The 19,600-nt window shown below is 61.1% G+C and carries 14 protein-coding genes and 1 tRNA gene; 7 read left to right on the plus strand and 8 right to left on the minus strand.

Annotated elements, in window-relative coordinates; translation table 11 throughout:
• Positions 1-452 precede the first annotated feature (452 nt).
• The 3 genes from DVJ77_RS19680 to DVJ77_RS19690 form a co-directional block, all read right to left on the minus strand.
• The gene (locus tag DVJ77_RS19680) at positions 453-1,685 is read right to left on the minus strand and encodes a carbohydrate porin (RefSeq protein WP_225428110.1); all 1,233 of its coding nucleotides are present in this window, start codon (positions 1,683-1,685) and stop codon (positions 453-455) included.
• A 228-nt stretch (positions 1,686-1,913) separates the two neighbouring features.
• A complete protein-coding gene (locus DVJ77_RS19685) occupies positions 1,914-3,356 on the minus strand; it encodes a catalase (RefSeq protein ID WP_114847245.1) in 1,443 nt (480 codons plus the stop codon).
• A 218-nt stretch (positions 3,357-3,574) separates the two neighbouring features.
• A complete protein-coding gene (locus DVJ77_RS19690; RefSeq protein ID WP_114847246.1) occupies positions 3,575-4,180 on the minus strand; it encodes a TetR/AcrR family transcriptional regulator in 606 nt (201 codons plus the stop codon).
• A 132-nt stretch (positions 4,181-4,312) separates the two neighbouring features.
• Here DVJ77_RS19690 and DVJ77_RS19695 point away from each other — a divergent pair, with 132 nt between their 5' ends.
• Positions 4,313-4,942, plus strand: coding sequence for a glutathione S-transferase family protein (locus tag DVJ77_RS19695; protein WP_114847247.1), 630 nt, complete (start codon positions 4,313-4,315; stop codon positions 4,940-4,942).
• Positions 4,943-4,987: 45 nt separating this feature from the next.
• Here the strand turns inward: DVJ77_RS19695 and mutS are convergent, their stop codons facing one another.
• Positions 4,988-7,600, minus strand: coding sequence for a DNA mismatch repair protein MutS (gene mutS / locus DVJ77_RS19700; RefSeq protein WP_114847248.1), 2,613 nt, complete (start codon positions 7,598-7,600; stop codon positions 4,988-4,990).
• Positions 7,601-7,756: 156 nt separating this feature from the next.
• Here mutS and DVJ77_RS19705 point away from each other — a divergent pair, with 156 nt between their 5' ends.
• From DVJ77_RS19705 to DVJ77_RS19730, 6 genes are all read left to right on the plus strand, one after another.
• On the plus strand, positions 7,757-8,269 hold the full coding sequence (locus tag DVJ77_RS19705; protein ID WP_114847249.1) for a CinA family protein: 513 nt from the start codon (positions 7,757-7,759) through the stop codon (positions 8,267-8,269).
• A gap of 123 nt (positions 8,270-8,392) precedes the next feature.
• Entirely contained in the window at positions 8,393-9,424 is a 1,032-nt protein-coding gene (gene recA, locus DVJ77_RS19710; RefSeq protein ID WP_114847250.1) for a recombinase RecA, read from the plus strand.
• Positions 9,425-9,516: 92 nt separating this feature from the next.
• Positions 9,517-10,011: a regulatory protein RecX gene (locus DVJ77_RS19715; protein WP_114847251.1), complete on the plus strand. Its 495-nt coding sequence runs from the start codon at positions 9,517-9,519 to the stop codon at positions 10,009-10,011.
• A gap of 66 nt (positions 10,012-10,077) precedes the next feature.
• Positions 10,078-12,717 carry an alanine--tRNA ligase gene (alaS, locus tag DVJ77_RS19720; RefSeq protein WP_114847252.1) on the plus strand — a complete coding sequence of 880 codons (2,640 nt, stop codon included), beginning with the start codon at positions 10,078-10,080 and terminating at the stop codon, positions 12,715-12,717.
• Positions 12,718-12,970: 253 nt separating this feature from the next.
• The gene (gene csrA, locus DVJ77_RS19725) at positions 12,971-13,177 is read left to right on the plus strand and encodes a carbon storage regulator CsrA (RefSeq protein WP_114847253.1); all 207 of its coding nucleotides are present in this window, start codon (positions 12,971-12,973) and stop codon (positions 13,175-13,177) included.
• Positions 13,178-13,252: 75 nt separating this feature from the next.
• Positions 13,253-13,345: transfer RNA gene (locus tag DVJ77_RS19730), tRNA-Ser, on the plus strand.
• Positions 13,346-14,294: 949 nt separating this feature from the next.
• Here the strand turns inward: DVJ77_RS19730 and DVJ77_RS19735 are convergent.
• The 4 genes from DVJ77_RS19735 to ppk1 all read right to left on the minus strand — a co-directional run bounded on the left by DVJ77_RS19735 (position 14,295) and on the right by ppk1 (position 19,543).
• Entirely contained in the window at positions 14,295-15,023 is a 729-nt protein-coding gene (locus tag DVJ77_RS19735; protein ID WP_114847254.1) for a UDP-2,3-diacylglucosamine diphosphatase, read from the minus strand.
• A 7-nt stretch (positions 15,024-15,030) separates the two neighbouring features.
• On the minus strand, positions 15,031-15,750 hold the full coding sequence (locus tag DVJ77_RS19740; protein ID WP_114847330.1) for a peptidylprolyl isomerase: 720 nt from the start codon (positions 15,748-15,750) through the stop codon (positions 15,031-15,033).
• A 79-nt stretch (positions 15,751-15,829) separates the two neighbouring features.
• On the minus strand, positions 15,830-17,347 hold the full coding sequence (locus DVJ77_RS19745) for a Ppx/GppA phosphatase family protein (RefSeq protein ID WP_114847255.1): 1,518 nt from the start codon (positions 17,345-17,347) through the stop codon (positions 15,830-15,832).
• 93 nt (positions 17,348-17,440) lie between these two features.
• Positions 17,441-19,543, minus strand: a complete 2,103-nt coding sequence (ppk1, locus tag DVJ77_RS19750) for a polyphosphate kinase 1 (protein WP_114847256.1) — start codon at positions 19,541-19,543, stop codon at positions 17,441-17,443.
• Positions 19,544-19,600 lie beyond the last annotated feature (57 nt).

Genomic DNA, 19,600 nt, shown 5'->3' on the forward strand with positions numbered 1-19,600 from the left:
TCCCCCTACTAGTAGGGGGAGGCTGGGAGGGGGTGCAACCTCGCCGCAAGATTGAACCCCTCCCCAACCCTCCCCTGCTAGCAGGGGAGGGGGCTGTGTGGCGTGCGTTTCATATATCGGCGACTGTGTGTAGTCGCTCCCGAGTGCGCGCACGACGCGCGCTGCTCTTCGGGGCCCCTTTGCAGCGGTGAGGCTTGGACGACAAGGCCCGCAGGGGCATCGACACGGATGTCGATGCCTTTTCGCCAGGGCAGGAAGCCCTGTCGAAAAGCCCGGCCAAGCCTCACGCACTCGCAGGGCAGGATGCCCGTAGAGCGCTGCATCGGGGTGGCCTTCTCTTTGGTTACTTTCTCTTGGCCACTCAAGAGAAAGTGACTCGGACCCCGGCAGGGGTTCGAAAACCGCCGCAGGCGATCCAGCTCGCGATAACGTCAAGGAGCTAATAAGCCTCACTAAAACGCAACGCTAGTCTTCAACCCCAACACAAAAGCATTGCTGTTCTGCCGCGTCCCCCCTGGATGCAAGATGTACTGCAAGTTCGGGCGCAGGTTGATCGAGGGAATCGGTGACCAGTTATAGAACAGTTCCGAGACGTACTCGTAACCGTTCTTCACTAGCCTCGGGGTATTCGGATGGAGTTGGTTGTACAGGCGTTGATACTTGGCCAGACGGCTATTTGCATGGCTGGCGCCGATGGCGAAGCCGACCATGTCGTTGGCGCGATTGAACGGGCCTTTGTATTCCATGCCCATGGCGATCTGGCGATCAGTCGCCGAGGTGTTGCGATCGGCTTGGGTAGCATTGAAGAACACCGTGGTGCCCTTACCGCTGACCTGTTGTTGAAAGCTGAGGTAGCCGCCGTAGCGGAAATCGCGCTTGAGCGCAGCACTGCCGGTGATGGCGAGCGGTTGGCGATTAACGTCGTAATACAGGTCGGAGCCGCCGGCATTGTTATACCAGGCACCTACTTTGTAACTGCCGGGTAGCCCATTGGCATTCGGTGTCCAGCCAAACTCCAGCGGAATCAACGCACCGGTGGTGCCGCCGGGATTATTGAGCTTCCAGCCGTTGCGACGTGCCCAGCGATCATTCACGTAGTTGGGGTTGATCTGATAGGCGCCTATTTGCACATAGGTCTGCTCGCTGGTATGTAGCTTAAGGTGTGTGGCCCATTGGCTGGTCGGCCAGTTCACCCAGTAGTCGCCGACGATATTGCCTGGCGGCGCGCCGCAGAATGTGAGGTTTTGAAAGTCGCAGGAGAAGCTGGCGAAATCCTCGCCTACCGGCAGTCGGCCGATGCGCCAGTCGAGCTTGCCGTCGAAGAATTTCTGGTTGAGCGCGAAGACGGTCAGATGCCAGGTCTGCCCACGGCCATACACTTCCTGGATGAGCTGGTTATTGCCGATATGGGCATCGGCGCCCAGATTGCGGCCGTTGCGGTTGGTCATCATGATCTGGAAGGTGCCGCCGCTCCAGCCCCACAATTTTTCCAGATCGAGCGTGGAGCCGAGCTTCCATTGATCGGTATAACGGGTGATCTGCTTGGTACCGCCGGTGAAGTTGTGTGCCGCTTCACTGCCATAACCAAATTCGAAACGAATGCCTTCATCGGCGAGTCGGCTGCGGGTGCCGTTCCAGTCGCCGAACAGGTAAGGGCTGTCGGTGGCCTGGCTTTGCGATGACACGGTGAAGCCGAGGAGGGCGAATAGGGTGCATGTAGCAAGTGATTTTCTAGGCGCGCTCAGGTCCATGGAATGACTCCGTTGCGGCTTGAGTTGTTATTGCCTTGTGCAGGGTTTTAGTGGGCCGGAATGGTTGGCATGCAGGGTGAAGATAGAGTGCTCCATCCCCTTCTCTACAAGCAGTGAAGGGGATGGAGCGTCGGTTGCTATGCCGTCGTTTTCAAACAACCATCAAAGCTTGATACCCAGCGCTTTAGCCACTCCTTCGGCATACCCTTTATCTGCCTTGGCGAAGTGACCAAGCTGACGGCGCACGATCTCTTCGGGCACGCCATGCATCGCAGCGGCGATGTTGCCGAACAACTGCTGCTTTTGGTCTGCGCTCATGAGGCGGAACAGATCGCCGGCCTGGCTGTAGTCGTCGTTGCCATCGCGATGGTTATAACGGTCTGCATCGCCGGAAATTTTCAGCGGTGGTTCTTTCACCGACGGATCTTCAACCGGGCCGCCGAAAGAGTTCGGCTCGTAGTTCACGCTGCCGCCGCCATTGCCGTCGAAGCGCATCGCACCATCGCGATAGTAGTTATGCATCGGACAACGCGGGCGGTTAACCGGTAACTGCTCGTGATTGCCGCCAAGGCGGTAACGTGCCGCATCGGCGTAAGAGAAAATACGAAACTGCAACATCTTGTCCGGGCTATGGCTGATGCCTGGGACGACATTGGCGGGAGAGAAGCTCGATTGCTCTACTTCGGCGTGATAGTTCTCCGGGTTCTGATTGAGTTCCAGTACGCCCACTTCAATCAGCGGGTAGTCCTTGTGCGGCCATATCTTGGTCAGATCGAAGGGGTTGTACGACGTCTTTTCGGCGTCGGCCTCGGGCATCACCTGCACATACATGGTCCAGCGCGGAAACTCTTTACGCTCGATGGCCTCGTACAGGTCGCGCTGGTGTGACTCGCGATCCGCGCCGATCACGTTCGCCGCATGCTCGTTAGTCCAGTTCTTGATGCCTTGCTGAGTCTTGAAGTGGAATTTCACCCAATGACGCTCGCCGGCCTCGTTCCAGAAGCTGAAGGTATGACTGCCGAAACCGTCGATGTGACGCAGGCTCGCCGGCAGGCCGCGATCGCTCATCAAGATGGTTACTTGATGCAGCGACTCAGGTGACAGCGACCAGAAGTCCCACATGGCGGTCGCGTTACGCATATTGGTGCGCGGGTCGCGCTTCTGCGTATGGATAAAGTCAGGGAACTTGTAGGGGTCGCGCACAAAAAATATCGGGGTGTTGTTGCCGACCAGATCCCAGTTGCCTTCTTCGGTATAGAACTTCAGTGCGAAGCCGCGTACATCACGTTCGGCATCGGCGGCGCCGCGCTCACCGGCGACGGTGGAGAAGCGCAATAGCAGCGGCGTTTTGCTGCCCGGCTTGAACACCTTGGCGAGCGAGTACCGGGTGATGTCGTGGGTGATGCTGAGGGTGCCGAAGGCGGCGGAGCCTTTGGCGTGCACTACACGCTCGGGGATGCGCTCGCGGTTGAAATGAGCGTGCTTCTCGAACAGTTGGTGATCTTGCACCAGCAGCGGGCCACGCGGGCCGGCGGTGAGGCTGTTCTGGTTGTCGGGAATCGGCGCGCCTGCGGCGGTGGTGAGGGTCTTGCGATGGCTGCTCATGGGCGGATCCCTTTCTGAGTGGCTTGAATGTGGCTTGCAGCAACTAATGGAGTGGCTGGTGTCGGCCGGCTTGAACTGGAATCTACGCAGATCGGGCGATTGATGGAAGTCGATTCTTTCAATACATGCGATAGCTGATGGCTATCAATGGGCGGGTTGCCCCGAATGTACTGCGCCAACACGATATCTGACGTCGATTCACTGCCGAGTGATTGGCGTCAGCCGATCAATTCGAGTGCCAGTGCCTGGGTGGCTTCGCGAATCTCATTGCGAAACGCTGCGTCGTCGAAGGTGCGTGCCAGCACCATACCGCCAACGCACAAAGCGGTGAGGGCGAGCCCGCGTTGATGTGCTTTTTCCTTGGGCATGTCATCCGGGTTATCCAACGGTGGCAGACCATCGGCAAAGATACCGGCCATGCGCACCAATAGATCGAAATAGGCCTGTTTGACGCGCGGACTTGCCCTGGCCGCGTCGGACGGTAACGCAATCATGGGGCAGTGGCCGTCGATATCGTCCAGATGCGAGCGCGAAAGGTAGGCTTGAATCATCTGCTTGGCATGCGCTTTGCCGCATCGCGTTGGATCGAAATCCAAGCCTTCCCAACGGTCGGCCGGGTTGAAGTTCTGGAAGGCGATCACCGCTTCGGCGAACAGATCTTCCTTGGTCTTGAAATGATTGTAGAAACCGCCGCGGGTCAGGCCAGCGTGCCCCATGATTTCGTCGATCGAGACGCTGACGAAGCCTTTGCGGTTAAACAGTTCGCGGGCGCATTCCACGATGCGATCACGTGTTTTCTGCTTGTGTTCGGTGGTGTAAGGCATGGCTGGCTCCAAGTGACTGGAAGAGCGTAGCGTGTCACCAGAATATGTTCTTGAACATATGTTGTTCGCTGCCAGACTGCGCCCGTTCACCAGCCTCACCACCTCAGCCTCAATCATCCAGGAGAGAGTCGTATGAAGCTCTATTACGCAGAGACATTGAATCCACGTAAATCTTGCGCGGTCGCGAAATATCTCGGTTCGCCCGTGGAGTTCGTGCGGATAGCACTGGAACACGGCGAACACCTCAAGCCGGAATATCTGGCCAAAAACCCGAATGGAAAAGTGCCGCTACTGGTCGATGGCGATCTCATATTGTGGGAAAGCGCGGCGATCATGACGCATCTGGCGGTGAAGGCCGGTTCCAATCTATGGCCCAGCGACGGTGCGCAACAAGTCGAGGTAATGCGTTGGCTGTCCTGGGACTTGGCGCATTTTTCGCGCCATGGCGGGGCGCTGTATTTCGAGAACTACGTCAAGCCCGCGATAAGGATGGGCGAGACGGATGCGGCTGTGGTGGCAGAGGCGACTAAGTTCTTCAAACGCTTCGCCGGCATACTCGATGAGCATCTGGCCGACCGTCGCTACCTTGTAGCCGATCAGCTCAGCCTTGCCGACTTTGCGGTCGCCTCGGTTTTGCCTTGGGCCAAGGAGGCGAAATTGCCGCTGGAAGGGTTTACCCACATTGTCCGTTGGCATGATCGGATGATGGAGCTGCCGGCATGGCGCGAACCGTTCCCGACGCCGCTTTCGGCAGCGGCTTGAGTCGTTGACTAACGCTCCCCTTGCATCGCAGGGGGAGCTGACCCGTCAGAGCAGCGCCTTAAGCCGATATAGCGCTTCCAACGCTTCGCGCGGCGCGAGTGCATCGGGGTCCATCGCCTCCAGCGCGCGCTCCACCGCCGAAGGTGCCGACGGTGCGAATAACCCGAGTTGCGGCGAGCTTTCGCTGACGGGATGAGCCGCTGAAGCATGCGCATGCATGCCACGCTCCAGTTCGGCCAAGGTGCGTCGCGCATCGGCGATCACTGATTTAGGCAAGCCTGCCAGCGCTGCGACTTGCAGGCCAAAGCTGCGATTGGCAGGCCCCTCTTTCACCGCATGCATAAACACCAGTTGCTCGCCGTACTCGACCGCATCCAGATGCACATTGGCGATGGTGGTGTATTCGCCGGCCAGCTCGGTCAACTCAAAATAATGTGTGGCAAACAAGGTGTAGGCGCGGCTGGCGGCTGCCAAATGCACGGCGGCTGCGCGAGCCAGTGCCAAACCGTCGTAGGTGCTGGTGCCGCGGCCGACTTCATCCATCAATACCAGGCTGTGTTCGGTAGCGTTATGCAGGATATTGGCGGTCTCGCTCATCTCCACCATAAAGGTGGACTGGCCGCGGGAGAGATCGTCGCCGGCGCCGATACGGGTAAATATGCGGTCGATCGGTCCAATCACCGCGCGGCTGGCCGGCACGTAGCTGCCGATATGCGCAAGCAGCACGATCAAGGCGTTCTGCCGCATGTAGGTGGATTTACCACCCATGTTCGGGCCGGTGATGACCAGCATGCGGCGATGATTATCGTCGAGGCACAGATCGTTCGGCTCGAACGGTTCGTCGCGGACTTTTTCAACCACCGGGTGGCGGCCGCGTTCGATGGCGATGCCGGGTTCGTCGGTGAGTTCCGGCGCGCTCCAATCCAGCACACTGGCACGCTCGGCCAAGTTGGCCAGTACGTCCAGTTCGGCCATCGCGTTGGCGGCGGCTTTCAGCGGTTCGAGTTTTTCAGTGAGGGTGTCGAGCAAGGCTTCGTAAAGGGCGCGCTCACGCATCAGCGAGCGCTCTTTCGCCGACAGTACTTTGTCTTCGAAGGTTTTCAATTCTTCGGTGATATAGCGCTCGGCATTCTTGGTGGTTTGCCGACGTGTGTAATGCGTAGGCGCTTTGTCCGATTGACCCTTGCTGATCTCGATGTAGTAACCGTGCACTCGGTTGTAGCCGACCTTGAGCGTGGCGATGCCGCTGGCCGCTTTCTCGCGCTCTTCCAACTCGACCAGGTACTGGTCGGCATGGGTGGAGAGGCGCCGCAGCTCATCGAGTTCGGCGTCGTAACCGTCGGCGATCACGCCACCATCACGTTGCAAGACCGGCGGTTGCGCCACGACAGCGCGCGCGAGCAGGGCGGCGGTATCGGCATGGTCGCCGATATGCGCGACGAGTGCGTGCAGCAGCGGGCTATCCAGGGTAGCTATGCGCTCACGCAAGGTCGGTGCGGCGGCGAGGCCATCGCGCAAGGTGGACAGATCGCGTGGCCGTGCCGAGCGCAGCGCGATGCGCGCGAGAATGCGCTCCAAGTCGCCAATGCCGCGCAATTGCTCGCGCAAACCTTCGTGACGGCGGTTATCGATCAGTGTGCCGATAGCCTGATGGCGCCGGCGCAGCAAGTCGCGCGAGCGCAGTGGGCGATTCAACCAGCGACGCAGCAGGCGTGCACCCATCGGCGTCACGGTTTCGTCCAGCACGCCCAGCATGGTGTGCTCTGTGCGGCCGCTGGGATGGGTGTCCAGCTCCAGATTGCGGCGGGTTGCCGCATCCAGTGCAATGGTTTCGCTGGCGCTTTCCACCGCCATGCCGGAGAGATGCGGCAGCGCGCTCTTCTGGGTTTCTTCGACATAGCCGAGCAGGCAGCCGGCGGCGGCAATCGCCAGTGGCAGATTCTCTACCCCGAAGCCGCCGAGATCGTGCGTGCCGAAAAAGCGATTCAATTCGCGCCGGGCGGCATCGGCGTCGAAGTGCCACGGCGCCCGTTTGCGCAGGCCGGGCAAGGTGCTGACGAGTTTGGGCCAGGCAACGTCCTCGCCGACCAGGGTTTCTGCGGGCTGCAGTCGTGCCAGCTCGGCAGCCAGTGCCTCTGCGCTAGGCACTTCGCTGAGCAGGAAACGGCCGCTGGATAGATCGACCCAGGCAAGGCCATGCGCGCCGCCCGCGCCAGCGGCGATCGCCAGCAGCAGGTTGTCGCGACGTTCTTCCAGCAACGCGGCATCGGTGACGGTGCCGGGGGTGACAATGCGCACCACCTTGCGTTCTACCGGGCCCTTGGAGGTGGCCGGGTCGCCAATCTGCTCGCAGATAGCGACCGATTCGCCTAGCCGGACCAGCCGCGCCAGATAATTTTCCGCCGCGTGATACGGCACCCCCGCCATCGGAATCGGCTGGCCGGCCGATTGACCGCGTTGCGTCAGCGTAATGTCGAGCAGTCGCGCCGCTTTGCGCGCATCGTCGTAGAACAGTTCGTAGAAATCGCCCATACGGAAAAACAGCAGCACATCGGGGTGCGTGGCCTTGGCGGCGAGGTATTGCCTCATAAACGGCGTGTGTTCCTTCACCGGATGAAAGGGGGCGGCATCGGTGTGAAGGGTGGCAGAATCGTTCATGTATCCGGGCTGGCGTGGGTGAGCTGGGTATTGTCGTTCACGGCCGCCGGGTTTGCACTGCGCGACGAGCAGGCTCTCAATGGTGGTGATGATTTGCAGTCGCGATGATTTCCGCTACAACAAGAGGGAATTCCCTCCGCTTCCCTGGTTGCCGTGATGTCTTTGCTTTCCGATGTTCCCACTGATACCGATCTGCAGGTTCTCGCCGATGCCCTGGGCGTGCAGCTACGCGCTACGCATCAACGCCTGGTCACCGCTGAAAGTTGCACGGGTGGCTGGATCGCCAAGGTGGCCACCGATATCGCCGGTTCGTCGGACTGGTTCGACTGCGGCATTGTCGCCTACAGCTACGAGGCCAAGCAGGCGCTGCTTGGGGTGCGTCCGCAAACGCTTGAAATACATGGCGCTGTCAGCCGCGAGACGGCGATGGAGATGGTTTCCGGGGCGCTTATCACCGCGGGTGCCAGCCTTGCCGTGGCTGTGACCGGCATCGCCGGCCCAGGTGGCGGTAGCGAGGACAAGCCGGTCGGTACAGTCTGGGTCGCCTGGAAGCGCCGCGGCGGCTATGCCCGCGCGGAAGTGTTTCATTTTGCTGGTGATCGTGAAGCAGTGCGGCGGCAGACGGTGGCGAAGGCGCTCATCGGCGTGCGGGATATGCTGACGGCATAATCAGCCGCCGCCGTCTGACCCGGCCCGGCAATGTGGGATACTTTCAAGTCAGCAGGTCGCAGCCCGTGAGATTCACTCCGGGCATCATGCACTCCATTCACAGCCACTCCAGGATTCACGACAATGGATGACAACAAGCGCAAAGCGCTCACCTCCGCTCTCGGCCAGATCGAAAAGCAGTTCGGCAAAGGTGCCGTCATGCGTTTAGGCGACCGTGTAGGCGAGGCTATTGAGACAGTCTCCACCGGTTCGCTGGGCCTGGACATTGCCCTGGGTATCGGTGGCCTGCCGCGTGGTCGTGTGGTCGAGATCTACGGCCCGGAATCCTCCGGTAAAACCACGCTGACCCTGCAAGTCATCGCCAGTTGCCAGAAAGCCGGCGGTACGGCGGCGTTTGTCGATGCCGAGCACGCACTGGACCCTTCCTATGCCGAAAAGCTCGGTGTCAACGTCGACGATCTGCTGGTTTCGCAGCCCGATACCGGTGAGCAAGCGCTGGAAATCGCCGACATGCTGGTGCGCTCCGGCGCGGTAGACGTGGTGGTGGTCGACTCGGTCGCCGCATTGACGCCGAAGGCTGAAATCGAAGGTGAGATGGGCGACTCGCACGTTGGCCTGCATGCACGCTTGATGAGCCAGGCCCTGCGCAAACTCACTGCCAATATCAAGAAGTCGAATTGCCTGGTGATCTTCATCAACCAGATCCGCATGAAGATCGGCGTGATGTTCGGCAGCCCGGAAACCACCACCGGTGGCAATGCGTTGAAGTTCTACGCCTCGGTGCGCCTGGACATCCGCCGCATTGGCGCGGTGAAGAAGGGCGACGAAGTGATCGGTTCGGAAACCCGCGTCAAAGTGGTCAAGAACAAGGTGGCACCGCCGTTCCGCCAGGCCGAATTCGAAATCCTCTATGGCGAAGGTACCTCGCGTGAGGGTGAGATCATCGAGCTGGGCGTGGCACAGAACCTGATCGACAAATCCGGCGCCTGGTACAGCTACAAGGGCGACCGCATCGGCCAGGGCAAGGAGAACGTGCGCCAGTTCCTGCGCGATAATCCGGCCATTGCCAATGAGGTCGACCTGGAGCTTCGTAAGCGCTTGCTGGTGACTGGCAAAAGTGCGGCGACATCGGAAGAGGCGCTTGCTGAGGCGTAAGGTTTGCGCTCCTGCGCTCCCCCTTGCTATGCATGGACGAGGTAGAGCCTCGTTGTTGCATCACTCTATTTCCGCAGAAGCAGCTCAATCCTATGAGCCGACGGCGCGACAAGTCCGGTGACGAAAAACCCAAGCCCAGTGCCTATGACAAGGCGCTGGGCTTGCTCGCGCGTCGCGAGCACTCCCGCCGCGAATTGAAGCTCAAGCTGCGCCAGCGCGGCTACGAGGGCGAAGAGGCCGGGGCCGCGCTGGACCGACTCGGGGAGCAAAGCTATCAAGATGACGATCGCTTCGCCGAAATACTGGTGCGCAACCGGTCGGGACAGGGCTATGGGCCACAGCGGCTGCGGGCTGAATTGAAAAGCCATGGCTTGTCCGATGCCCGCATTCGCGAGCTGCTGGACGCTGCCGGGATCGACTGGACGGCCTTGGCCGCCGCTCAGTTGCGCCGTCGCTACGGCGCCGCGGCCACGGTCGACCCCGCCGAACGTACCCGCTGGGCGCAATTTCTCTTGCGCAGAGGCTTTGCCGCCGCCACAGTACGGAGTGTTACCCACGCCGAAGTGGACGAAACTGCAGACGATTGATCGCGGTACCGTCATGGCGTGGCCCCTCGCAGCCTGAACGCCACGAACCGCATGACTCAATACCGAATGAAAACGGCAGAAATTCGCTCGACCTTCCTCGATTACTTCCGCTCCAAGGGCCATGCCATCGTGCCGTCCAGCTCGCTGGTGCCGGCCAGCGACCCGACCTTGTTGTTCACCAACTCGGGCATGGTGCAGTTCAAGAACGTGTTTCTCGGCAGCGAGAAGCCCGGCTATGTGCGTGCGGCCGACGTGCAACGTTGCCTGCGGGCCGGCGGCAAGCACAACGACCTGGATGCGGTGGGCTACACCGCCCGTCATCACACCTTCTTCGAGATGCTCGGCAACTGGTCGTTTGGCGATTACTTCAAGCGCGATGCGATCAGCTACGCCTGGGATCTGCTTACCAACGTCTTTAAATTGCCGAAAGATAAGCTCTGGGTCACCGTCTATCACACCGACGACGAGGCCTACGACATCTGGCATAAGGAAATCGGCGTGGCCGCCGAGCACATTGTGCGTATTGGCGACAACAAGGGCGCGCCCTTTGCCTCCGATAATTTCTGGCAGATGGCCGATACCGGCCCCTGTGGCCCGTGCACCGAAATCTTCTATGACCACGGTGCGGACATTGCCGGAGGCCCACCGGGCTCGCCCGACGAGGACGGTGATCGCTACATCGAAATCTGGAATCTCGTGTTCATGCAGTTCGACCGCGCGCCGGACGGCTCGCTGACGCCGCTGCCGGCACCGTGCGTGGATACCGGCATGGGCCTGGAGCGCCTTGCCGCGGTGTTGCAGCATGTGCATTCCAACTACGAGATCGATCTGTTTGCGCACCTGATTCGCGTGGCAAGTGCGCTCACCCAGACCAATGACCTGGCGAACAAGTCGTTGCGCGTGATTGCCGATCACATCCGCGCCTGTTCGTTCTTGATCGTCGATGGCGTACTGCCATCCAACGAAGGTCGTGGCTATGTGGTGCGCCGGATCATCCGCCGCGCGTTGCGCCATGGCTGGATGCTGGGCGTGCGCGGTGATTTCTTCTGGAAGATGGTGTCGCCGCTGGTCGAGGAAATGGGCGAGGCCTATCCCGAACTCGCGGCCAAGCAAGCCTTTGTCGAAGAGGCGTTGCGTATCGAAGAGCAGCGCTTCGGCGAAACGCTAGAGCACGGCATGCGAGTGTTCGATGACATTGCGGACAAGGTCGGCAAAATCATTCCGGGCGAGGACGCATTCCGTCTGTACGATACCTACGGTTTCCCGGTCGATCTCACGGCCGATATCGCACGCGAGCGCGGCCTGACTGTCGATATGGCCGGTTTTGAGCAGGCTATGAAAGAGCAGCGCGAGCGTGCGCGCGGGGCCAGCCGTTTCGAAGCCAAAGGCCTGATGCCGGCCGAGCTGGCCAGTCATTTGAAACCCACCGTGTTCCTTGGCTATGAGTCCTTGCTCAGCCAGGGGAGCAAGGTGATCGGTATCGTTCGCGGCGGCAAACAGATTGACCAATTGAGCGAGGGTGAAGAGGGGCTGGTCATCCTCGATAGCACGCCGTTCTACGCCGAATCCGGCGGTCAAATGGGCGATGCCGGCACCCTGTCCAATACGGCTGGTCGCTTGACAGTCGCCGATACCATCAAGATGGGTGGCGTGTTCTTCGGTCACGCCGGCCGCTGGCACGGAGCGCAGTCGCTGCGAACGGGCGATATGGTTGAGGCCGGCGTGGATGCCTCCCGCCGCCAAGCCATCGTATTGAATCATTCAGCCACCCATTTGCTGCACGCCGCCCTGCGCAAGTTGCTCGGTGAACACGTCGCGCAGAAGGGCTCGCAGGTCGCACCCGAGCGCCTGCGCTTCGACTTCTCGCACTTCAAGCCGCTGAGCCGCGACGAGCTGGCACAGGTTGAGCTCATGGTGAATGACGAAGTGCGCCGTAACGTGCAGGCCGAAGTGCATCAGATGGCTTATGACGAAGCGATCGACTTCGGCGCCATTGCCCTGTTCGGCGAGAAATACGGCGACGAAGTGCGCGTGTTGAAGATGGGCGAGTTCTCTACCGAATTGTGCGGCGGTACGCATGTTGGCCGCACCGGTGATATCGGGTTGTTCAAAATCGTCAGCGAGGCTGGTGTGGCCTCTGGCGTGCGCCGTATCGAGGCGGTGACGGGGGCTGGTGCATTGGCCTACGTGGCCGACGAAGAGCGGCGCCTGGGCGAGCTGTCGCAGTTGTTGTCCAGCAGCGGAGACGACGCGGTAGAAAAGCTGCGCCAGATGTTCGACAAGCAGAAAAAACTAGAGCGTGAATTGGACTCGCTGCGCTCCAAGGCCGCCGGCTCAGCCACGGCCGATCTGGCCACCGCCGCACACGAGATCGACGGTATCAAGATCGTGGCAGCACGGCTGGAAGGCCTGGATGCGAAGGCCTTGCGCGACAGTGTCGATCAGCTCAAGCAGCAGTTGGTCGATTGCGTGGTGCTACTGGCAGGTGCTGCAGACGGCCGCGCATCATTGGTGGCCGGTGTCCATGGCAAAGCACTGGGACGGGTCAAGGCCGGCGAAATAGTGGCTCACGTCGCCGCTCAAATCGACGGCAAGGGCGGTGGACGCCCCGACATGGCCCAGGGCGGCGGTAACGATTCACCGCAGTTGCCAGCGGTGCTGGCGAGCCTGCCTGCCTGGATCGGCGCTCAAATGAGTGGCGTATAAGTAGGTGAATAAGTGCCTCTGTTTGGGCAGGAACGCATTGCATACGGCGAGCGCGCTCGGCTAGTATCGTCCGAATGTCGGCTCACAGGTTGTAGTGTGCCGCCCGGCAAAATGTCTCCCGGGACATTTTGTCTGTGAGCCGGGGAGGGCGTAAGCCTTCGAAGGAATATTTCGGACAGCCAGGCGGTGATGCTCAGGGGTGAGGCATCGCGGGTTGCTGGCCTTGACCAATAGCATTCATGGAGTGGCAAACATGTTGATTCTGACCCGCAGGGTCGGTGAAACCTTGATGATCGGTGACGAGGTGACCGTTACCGTCTTGGGTGTGAAGGGCAATCAGGTGCGTATCGGCATCAATGCTCCTAAGACCGTAGCCGTGCATCGTGAAGAGATCTTTGACAAGATCAAGAACGAACGCGAGCAAGGTGGTAGTACTCCTGGCAACACCGGCGAGCACTAACTATCAATTAAGGCTTTACCTTGATCGCGCCGGTCAGTATGCTTGCCGGCTCCGCAGCGATGCGGAACAAAAATCGGAGAGATGCCCGAGTGGCCGAAGGGGCTCCCCTGCTAAGGGAGTATAGGGTCAAAAGCCTTATCGAGGGTTCGAATCCCTCTCTCTCCGCCAGATACGCAAAACGCCCCCTAGTGGGGCGTTTTGCGTATCTGGCGGAGAGATGGTGGTGGACGAACCCTCCGGTTCGACAAATTTGTCAGGAACAAATTTGGACAGCCGAACGGCTGGCCCCGGAGCGCGCAGCGCGTAGGGGTGAGGCCCATGGATGGGCCGAACAATCCCTCCCGTCACGAAATAGGGACCTGCATCGATGCGTGGGGCGTTTTGCGTATCTGGCGGAGAGATGGTGGTGAACGAACACTTACGGTTCGACAAATTTGTCTAGAACAACAAGGACAGCCGCAGGCTGGCCCCGGAGCGCGTAGCGCGCAGGGGTGAGGCCCATGGATGGGCCGAACAATCCCTCGCGTCACGAAATAGGCACCCGCATCGATGCGTGGGGCGTTTTGCGTATCTGGCGGAGAGATGGTGGTGGACGAACCCTTACGGTTCGACGAATTTGTCAGGAACAAATTCGGACAGCCGCAGGCTGGCCCCGTAGCGCGTAAGCGCGAAGGGGTGAGGCCCATGGATGGGCCGAACAATCCCTCGCGTCACGAAATAGGCACCCGCATCGATGCGTGGGGCGTTTTGCGTATCTGGCAGAGAGATGGTGGAGGACGAACCCTATGGTAATTCGGCGGCACTCCTGTGCCTCGCCCTTCGTGCCATCGGCCACGCCGATGTTCGCTCCGGCATCCTGCTTCCGCAGTCGACGAATTTGTCAGGAACAACAAGGACAGCCGCAGGCGAAAATCTTTCCTGATGGCCTCACCGCTCTTGCTCCTCCCCCTACTTGTAGGGGGAGGTTGGGAGGGGGTAAGGCCCTTGCGATAACGCGAGGCAAGAGCCTCCGCCCTCCCCAGCCTTCCCCTGCAAGCAAGGGAGGGAGCCAGCAAGCCGTATCAGCCGCCGAAGCTGCTGGGCATGCAGTGCAAGTGAGGATGGTTAGTGGCGACAATCAGCCAGTAGGGAGGCCACGCAGTTCGGCGGCATCGGCGGTTACCCGCAATACCGACCCCTGCTCGTACCAATCGCCGAGAACAATGCGTTCGGCTGTTTTTCCGTCCAGTTCGAGGCGATGGGTTGCTGGTCGATGGGTGTGGCCGTGAATCAGCCGGTCGACACCTGCCGCGCGCAATGCTTCAAGTACGGCGTCCTGATTCACATCCATGATCGTCTCCATCGTGTTGCCAGTATGTGCGCGGCTGTCTTCGCGGGCTTTGGCTGCGAATGCGCGGCGGGCATCGAGGGACATGGAAAGAATCTGCGCCTTCCATTGAGGCGTGCGTACCTGCTTGCGTACGGCCTGGTAGGCGGTGTCGTCAGTACACAGCAGGTCGCCATGCATCAGCAGGGTGCGGTGGCCGTACAGGTCATGTACGACGCCGTCTTCGAGCAGGGTGAGGCCTGCGCGGCGAGCGAAATCTTCACCGAGCAGAAAGTCGCGGTTACCCACCATGAAATACACGGGCACGCCGCTATCGCGCAGCGTGCGGGTGGCGTTTGCGATGCGTTGGGGCAGCTCGGCATCGTCGTCGTCGCCGATCCATGCTTCAACCAGGTCGCCGAGGATATACAGCGCATCGGCGCGGCGTGCTTCGTCGCTGGCGAGATAGTTCTCGAATAGCTGGGTGATGTGCGGGCGGCTGGCGTCTAAGTGGAGATCGGCGATAAACAACGTAGCCATCGTGTGCTCAGTCCTTGGCCTTGGTACGCTTTTTCGCGGGTTTGGTGGGTGCGACGGCCGGAACGTTGCTGGCGGCAGGGAGGGGCGCTTTGCTGCTGGAGGCTGCCGCAGGCGCTTCTTCGCCGACGACATTGGCACCGTCGACCACGATCAGCGGGTTGGGCACGTCGCCGGCAAAGGGGCCGAGGCCGCGGGTGGGCAGAGCGGCGATCTTGTCGATCACATCCATGCCTTTGAGCACTTTGCCGAACACGGCATAGCCCCAGGTAAGGCCACTCTGATTGCCGACATAGTCCAGCCGACGGTTGTCGACCAGGTTGAAGAAAAACTGGGCGGTACCGGAGTTGGGGTCGGCGCCGCGGGCTACGGCGATGGTGCCGCGCACGTTAGGCAGGCCATTGTCCGCTTCGCTGGGAATCGCCGAGCGCGTGCGCTTGGGCTGCAAGTCGCGGGTGTACAGGCCGCCCTGCACGAGATAACCGGGAATGGCCCGATGGAACACGGTGCCGTTATAGAAGCCATCGCGCACGTACTGCAGAAAATTGGCGGCGCTCTTAGGCGCCTTGTCCGGGTATAGCTCTAGTGTGATTTCGCCTTGCGAGGTGTGCAGCACCACTTGCGGATGTGCTGATGTTTCCGGGCTGGGCGCGCTCGCTGGTTTGGCTGTTTGCGCGGCAAGCGCAATGGGCACAATGAGCAGCAATAGAGCGAGTGAGAATCGTGGCATGGCGAGTCGGGCGGCTTGTGACATCCGGGCATGATACGCGGCTGCGGTGAGTGAGCCTATTCACATCGCAGCGAGGGATTCAGATAGTGATCAAATCCAGCCGTGGCCCAAGCTCGGACATGGGGGCGCGTTCTTGCTCAAGATCGGCTTCGGTCAGCGGGTGCTGCTCCAGCCATGCGGCCGGCACGGCCAGCCGCAGTCGCTGACTGGTCGCGGTCAGGCGCATTTGCGGCAGTGATTCGGCGCGACGGGCGCGGCGGAACAATACGGCCAGCCGCAGTAACGCGGTGATATGGCGGGCTAGCACGCGATAGCGCTGCGGCAGGGCAGAGAACAGGGTTTTGTCTGGTTTGCGGCGATGCGATTGAACGATGGCTGCGAGCAGTTGTTGCTCCTGCCGCGAGAAACCGGCCAGATCGGCATGGCGCAGGATATAGGCGCCGTGATGATGGTGTTGGCTGTGCGCGATGGCCAGGCCGATCTCGTGTACGCGAGAGGCCCAGGAAAGCCATTCGCGAGCTTCGAGGTCCATCTTCCAGGCCTTGGCGACTTGGTCGAACAGCAGTAGCGCGGTCGATTCCACCCGTCGGGCCTGCGCACGATCCACGCCGTAGCGGGCGGCCAGCGCGTCGATACTGGCGGTGCGCGGGTCGCTGCCGCCGGCGCGGCCCAGCAGATCCCATAGCAGGCCCTCGCGCATCGAGCTTTCGCATACCCGCAGGCGCTCGATGCCGAGTGCGGCAAACGCCGCTTCGAAGATCACCACGGCGCCGACGATCACCGGCGCGCGATCTTCGGCCAGGCCGGGCAGCTTGATGGCGCTGATCTGGCCCTGCTCGATCAGCGCGTCGCGCAGCAAGGCCAATGCGGCGGGGGTGATGCCGTCATCGGAGAACTTCATCGCCTGGACCACCGCGCCGATGGCCTTGGCCGAGCCCGATGAGCCGTAGGCATCGAGCCAGCCGGCCTCGCGGTAATCTTCGGCAAACTGCTGCAATAGCACGCCGATCTCACTACGTGCGCGTTGCCAGCGCTTGCGGTTGAGCTTGCCGCCGGGGAAAAAACGCAGGGTCGAGGCGATACAGCCTGCCTGCACGCTTTCGGTCTGCAGTGGGGCCAGTCCGCGGCCGATGATGAACTCCGTGCTGCCGCCGCCGACATCAATGATGAGCCGGTTCTCGCGTGAGGCTGGCAGATCGTGCGCCGCACCGAGGAAGATCAGGCGGCCCTCCTCGCGACCGGAGACGATTTCCACAGGGTGACCCAAGGCAGCCTCCGCCGCCGTCAGGAACGCCTGTGGCGAGGCCAGCCGGCGCACGGTATTGGTTGCTACGGCACGAACGCGCATCGACGGTACGCCGGCGATGCGTTGACCACAGCGAGCCAGGCAATTGAGCGCACGGGCGCGGTGTTCGGCGTCCAGGGTGCCATCGGCGCGCAGGCCTGCGGCCATGCGCACGGTTTCGCGCAAGCGGTCGATGACGCGAGGTTCGCCGTGCTCCATACGGGCGACGACCATATGAAAGCTGTTCGATCCCATGTCCACGGCGGCGATCAGCTCGCCGTCCTTGATCTGAATCTGATCGCCTTGGCTCATGCGTGGCTCTCTTGGGCTACAAGGTGGCGATTCTCGCACGCGTAGGCATGAGGGCGAAGCTTTATGCCCTCTCCTGAGCAGCGGGAGAGGTTCTTACGACTTTGTCAGGCAGAGCTTTTCCAGCAGGGTTTGCTGCGCGTTATGCGGCGCGGCTTCGCCCGGCTGTGCACGTACATAATGGCCGTCGCTGTCGAGCAGCCAGGCCTGCGTATTGTCGATGAGGTAGTTGGCCAGGGTCTCGTCGTAGACGCGCGTGGCCAATACCGGATCGAGAATCGGAAAGGCGACCTCGATTCGCCGCATCAGGTTGCGTTCCATCCAATCGGCGCTGGCGCAATAAGTCTCCGCCGCACCATCGTTGGCGAACCAGTAGACGCGGCTGTGTTCCAGAAAGCGTCCCACGATGGAGCGTACGCGGATGTGCTCGGAGATACCGGGCAGGCCAGGGCGCAGGGTGCAGGCGCCGCGCACGATCAGGTCGATTTCCACCCCCGCCTGCGATGCGCGGTACAACGCCTCGATAACGTGGGCTTCGTTCAGTGCGTTGAGTTTGGCGACGATGCGTGCCGGTCGCCCTGCCTCGGCATGAGCGATTTCGCGCTCGATCTTCTCAAGCACGCTCTTGTACAAGGTGAAAGGCGAGTGCAGCAAGCGCTTCAGGCTGATGATCGGCCCTAGCCCGGAGAGCTGCAGGAACACCTTATGCAGGTCTTCGCCGATCTCCGGTTGCGCCGTCATCAGGCCGATATCGGTGTAGGCGCGGCTATTGGCCTGGTGATAGTTGCCGGTGGACAGATGCACATAGCGGCGCAGTACGTCGTCCTCGCGGCGCACGATCAGCAGCATCTTGGCGTGTGTCTTGTAGCCGACGACGCCGTAGACCACCTGCACGCCGGCCTCTTGCAGACGTGTGGCGAGGCCGATGTTGGCTTCTTCGTCGAAACGAGCGCGTAGTTCGACCACGACGGTGACGTCTTTGCCGTTGCGTGCCGCCTCCACCAGTAGATCGACCAGGGGTGTGTCGGCGCCGGCACGGTACAGGGTCTGCTTGATGGCCAGCACATTCGGATCTTGCGTGGCCTGGCGCAGCAGTTCGACCACGGCAGCGAACGATTCATAAGGGTGATGCAGCAGCACATCGCGCTGGCGCAGCACTTCAAAAGTGCATTTGCTGGTTTCGAGTGCGCGCGGCAGTCGCGGCGTGAAGCGCGGATATTTCAGCTCCGGCCGGTCCAGGCGCTCATAAATAGTGCCGGCGCGGATGATATTGACCGGGCCGTTGCAGCGGTAGACGTCGGTTTCTTCCAGCTCGAAATTGGTGGTCAGCAGGGTGACGATGGCTTTGGGGCAGTCGTTGCCGATCTCCAGCCGCACGGGGCGGGCATAGCCGCGGCCGAGCAGCTCCTCGCTGAGGGCGCTGGCCAGATTCGCCACCTCAGCTTCTTCCACCATCAGCTCGCTATTGCGGGTGACTCTGAATTGGTAGGAGCCGGCCACCTTCAAGCCGGGGAACATCAGGTCGACGAACCCTTGCAGCAGTTCGGCGAGAAAGACGTAATGGTCGCCCGGCTCGCACACTTCATCGGGCAGACGAATGATCCGCGGTAGCGAGCGCGGGGCGCGCACCAGCGCCATATGTCCTTCGCGGCCAAACGCATCGCGGCCTTTCAATACGACGGCGATGTTCAAGGTCTTGTTGAGAATGCGCGGAAATGGATGCACGGGGTCCAGCCCCAGCGGCGACAGCACCGGGAGCACCTCGTTCTCGAAATAGCCCTGCAACCAGTGCAGTTGGCGCGCGGACCAGCGGTCGCGAGTAAGAAAGCGGATGCCTTCGGCATCGAGTGCCGGCCCCAGCTCGTCTTGCCAGGTGGTGTATTGCTCGGCGGCCAAGTCCAGCACGCGCTTGCGGATGCGCGTTAATAACTCGCCCGACGGCACCCCGTCCGGCCCCGGTGCAGCGGAGCCGTAGCTATGGTGATGCTTGAGCATCGCCACGCGGACCTCGAAGAATTCGTCCAGATTATTAGCGACGATGCTTAAGTAGCGCAGGCGCTCCAGCAGCGGCACCTGCGGATCTCGTGCCTGGGCGAGCACGCGAAAGTTGAATTCTAAGGCGGCCAGTTCACGGCTGAGGTACAGCTCAGGGGCGTTTCGGTCGGCGATGGGCGGGGGAGTCGTGGGTTTACGGCGCATGGTGCCATTCTGGCGTATGGCGTGAATAAGCTCATGCCGCAGCGCCGCGTATTGTGA

Origin of the sequence: Dyella tabacisoli, from assembly GCF_003350925.1 — a bacterium.
Classification (GTDB): Bacteria; Pseudomonadota; Gammaproteobacteria; order Xanthomonadales; family Rhodanobacteraceae; genus Dyella_C; species Dyella_C tabacisoli.

Coding starts and splice junctions, on each gene's coding strand:
- csrA (WP_114847253.1), top strand. CDS start 12,971: ATGTTGATTCTGACCCGCAGGGTCGGTGAAACCTTGATGATCGGTGAC.
- ppk1 (WP_114847256.1), bottom strand. CDS start 19,543: ATGCGCCGTAAACCCACGACTCCCCCGCCCATCGCCGACCGAAACGCC.
- mutS (WP_114847248.1), bottom strand. CDS start 7,600: ATGAACGATTCTGCCACCCTTCACACCGATGCCGCCCCCTTTCATCCG.
- DVJ77_RS19685 (WP_114847245.1), bottom strand. CDS start 3,356: ATGAGCAGCCATCGCAAGACCCTCACCACCGCCGCAGGCGCGCCGATT.
- DVJ77_RS19705 (WP_114847249.1), top strand. CDS start 7,757: ATGTCTTTGCTTTCCGATGTTCCCACTGATACCGATCTGCAGGTTCTC.
- DVJ77_RS19715 (WP_114847251.1), top strand. CDS start 9,517: ATGAGCCGACGGCGCGACAAGTCCGGTGACGAAAAACCCAAGCCCAGT.
- alaS (WP_114847252.1), top strand. CDS start 10,078: ATGAAAACGGCAGAAATTCGCTCGACCTTCCTCGATTACTTCCGCTCC.
- recA (WP_114847250.1), top strand. CDS start 8,393: ATGGATGACAACAAGCGCAAAGCGCTCACCTCCGCTCTCGGCCAGATC.
- DVJ77_RS19745 (WP_114847255.1), bottom strand. CDS start 17,347: ATGAGCCAAGGCGATCAGATTCAGATCAAGGACGGCGAGCTGATCGCC.
- DVJ77_RS19690 (WP_114847246.1), bottom strand. CDS start 4,180: ATGCCTTACACCACCGAACACAAGCAGAAAACACGTGATCGCATCGTG.
- DVJ77_RS19695 (WP_114847247.1), top strand. CDS start 4,313: ATGAAGCTCTATTACGCAGAGACATTGAATCCACGTAAATCTTGCGCG.
- DVJ77_RS19735 (WP_114847254.1), bottom strand. CDS start 15,023: ATGGCTACGTTGTTTATCGCCGATCTCCACTTAGACGCCAGCCGCCCG.
- DVJ77_RS19740 (WP_114847330.1), bottom strand. CDS start 15,750: ATGCCACGATTCTCACTCGCTCTATTGCTGCTCATTGTGCCCATTGCG.